Consider the following 2,144-nt stretch of genomic DNA (forward strand, 5'->3'; position numbering starts at 1 on the left):
CTTCGAGGCGTCCTGGAGTGGACGACGGCTCCACCGACATGGCTGTTCCTTTGGTCATCGTTCCGGCTGAGTCCGGAACCGGCCTGCCGCCTTCCCCCAATCCCGGGTACTGTACCCGGGTCCTAAGACGGGCCACCGTGACAAACCTACAACGACGCCGGCCTGCCAACCCCACACGGGAGCGAAGTTTTCGCCAAGTTTCATGCGCAAGGCACGGTGGCGCTGCCCGCGGAATGCTAACGGCCGCCGGCGCCACGGGGCGTATCCGCTGCAGCGCTTGTGTTGGTCATCTGCCCGAAAAGACGCGGAAATACTCGCCGGGTAGCCTCGCACCAACGAATCCGTTCGAAAGGTAGTACGCCATGCGTGTTGGACTGATCCGGGTGATGACGACGTCGGACCGACGCCTGCTCCACGCCCACGGGAAACTCCTCCAGGAAGCATTCGGATTTACCGTCACATCCCGCTGTATTCCGGACCAGCCGTCCGGCGTCTACGACCAGGCGTCGCTCGAATCTGCGGCCCCCAAGGTCGTCCGCCTGGCGAGGGACATGGCGGGGGACGCTGACGCCCTGATTATCAGCTGCGCCTCCGACCCCGGGCTGGCCGCCACCCGGGCAGCCGTGGATATCCCGGTCATCGGAGCGGGCTCCGCAGCCGCGGCCGCGGCTCTGACCTTCGGCGGCCGGATTGGAGTTTTGGGTCTCGGCGCACACGTACCGGGCCCGATCTCGGATGCACTGGGCGAACGCATGCTGCTCATTGACGGGCAGGGAAGGATCGAAACACCCGACGCCTTCCTCATGCCTGCCGGGATTTTCGACGCCCTCGCCGCGGCCCACATGCTGGTTGACGCCGGCGCCGACATGATCGTCCAGGCCAGCACGGGCCTGAGCAGCATCGGCATGGCGGACGTGCTCCGCCGCCGGCTCGGGGTTCCGGTGATCGACGCCGTGACGGCAGCCGGTTCGATGCTGGTCTCAGCGGTAGCCGCCCGGGAACTTCAAGGGGTTTGAGTCCTGCCGCCTGTAGCGGCGCGTCCTCGGCCAACACCAAGGCAGCCCCGCGCCGCAGTACGGAGCGGGGCTGCCTGGCGATTTGCCGGTCCTACTTGTAGACGCGGACCCAGTCGACCTGCATCTGTGAAGGCTTGGTGGCCGACCCGTCGGGGAACCAGTCCAGCTGCAGTGTCTGGTGCATGCCCACGGAGGGCAGGTGCGCGGGGTTCGTGTCGGAGAAGGTCTTGACGCCGTCGATGTAACCGGTGATGCCGGCCGGGGTCCACTCCACTGCGTAGTTGTGCCACTGGGTGGTGTCGATCGTCTTGGCCGCCGTGGTCTGGAAGTTCGAGCCGCCGCAGGCATAGTGCAGGAAGAACTTGATCTGTGCGGTGTTGGTGCTGCCCTCGGCGTAGTCGATCTCGGCGCAGTTGGGGGAGGTGTTGTTGTTGGGCCACAGGATCAGCACTGGGTGGTACTCCGGGTCCCGGGCGCTGGTCCGCATGCGCGTCTCCCACTTGCCGTATTTCTGCTGGGCAAATTTAGCCGACATGCCGCCCGTGGTGCCGGCCGAGTCGCCGCTGACTGTGGCCACGCCATTGGCAACCGACCAGGCCTGCGGGCTCCTGACACCCTTGCCGGCATGTCCGGATCCCTTGAAGACGCTCCACTTGGTGGAGTCGGGGGCGCCGGCCTTGGAGAACTCGTCACCCGCGACAACCGAACCCCAGCCCCGTGCCGTGGCGGCCTGGGAACCGTCGCCGGTCGCGGCGACGGCAGCCTGGGCAGCGACGGGCGCCGTTACCGCCGTCGGCGCCGGAGCGGCTGCCGCTTGGGCGCCAGCCGCAGGCGCGACCGGCGCGGCGGCCCGTGCAGGTGCCGCATCGGTTCCGGGAGCCGCAGGTGCACCGGTGGTGCCGGTGGCAGGCTTGGGGGCCGAGGGGACCGCCGGGTTCGGCGCTGCGGCCACCGAGGCTGGGGCCTTCGCGGCAGGATGCGCGGCCTGGGTTGCCGCCGGGGACGTGGAGCCCGCAGCAGAATGCGCGGCCCCGGTGGCCGGTGAAACGGCTGCGGCGCCCGTCGTGGGACCGGCGCTGCAGCCGGTCAGGGACAGTGCGCCCAGGCTCAGCGCAATCGCTACTTTGT

2 protein-coding genes are annotated in these 2,144 nt (G+C 68.4%); one reads left to right on the forward strand and one right to left on the reverse strand.

Going from position 1 to position 2,144, the window contains the following annotated elements; all coding sequences use genetic code 11:
• Positions 1-362 precede the first annotated feature (362 nt).
• Entirely contained in the window at positions 363-1,016 is a 654-nt protein-coding gene (locus LQV45_RS27515; RefSeq protein WP_230010018.1) for an aspartate/glutamate racemase family protein, read from the forward strand.
• Between the two features lie 91 nt (positions 1,017-1,107).
• Here the strand turns inward: LQV45_RS27515 and LQV45_RS27520 are convergent.
• On the reverse strand, positions 1,108-2,144 hold a 1,037-nt coding region (locus LQV45_RS27520), incomplete at its 5' end, for a glycoside hydrolase family 16 protein (RefSeq protein WP_230010022.1).

The sequence above is a fragment of the Microbacterium sp. Bi128 genome, assembly GCF_918698205.1.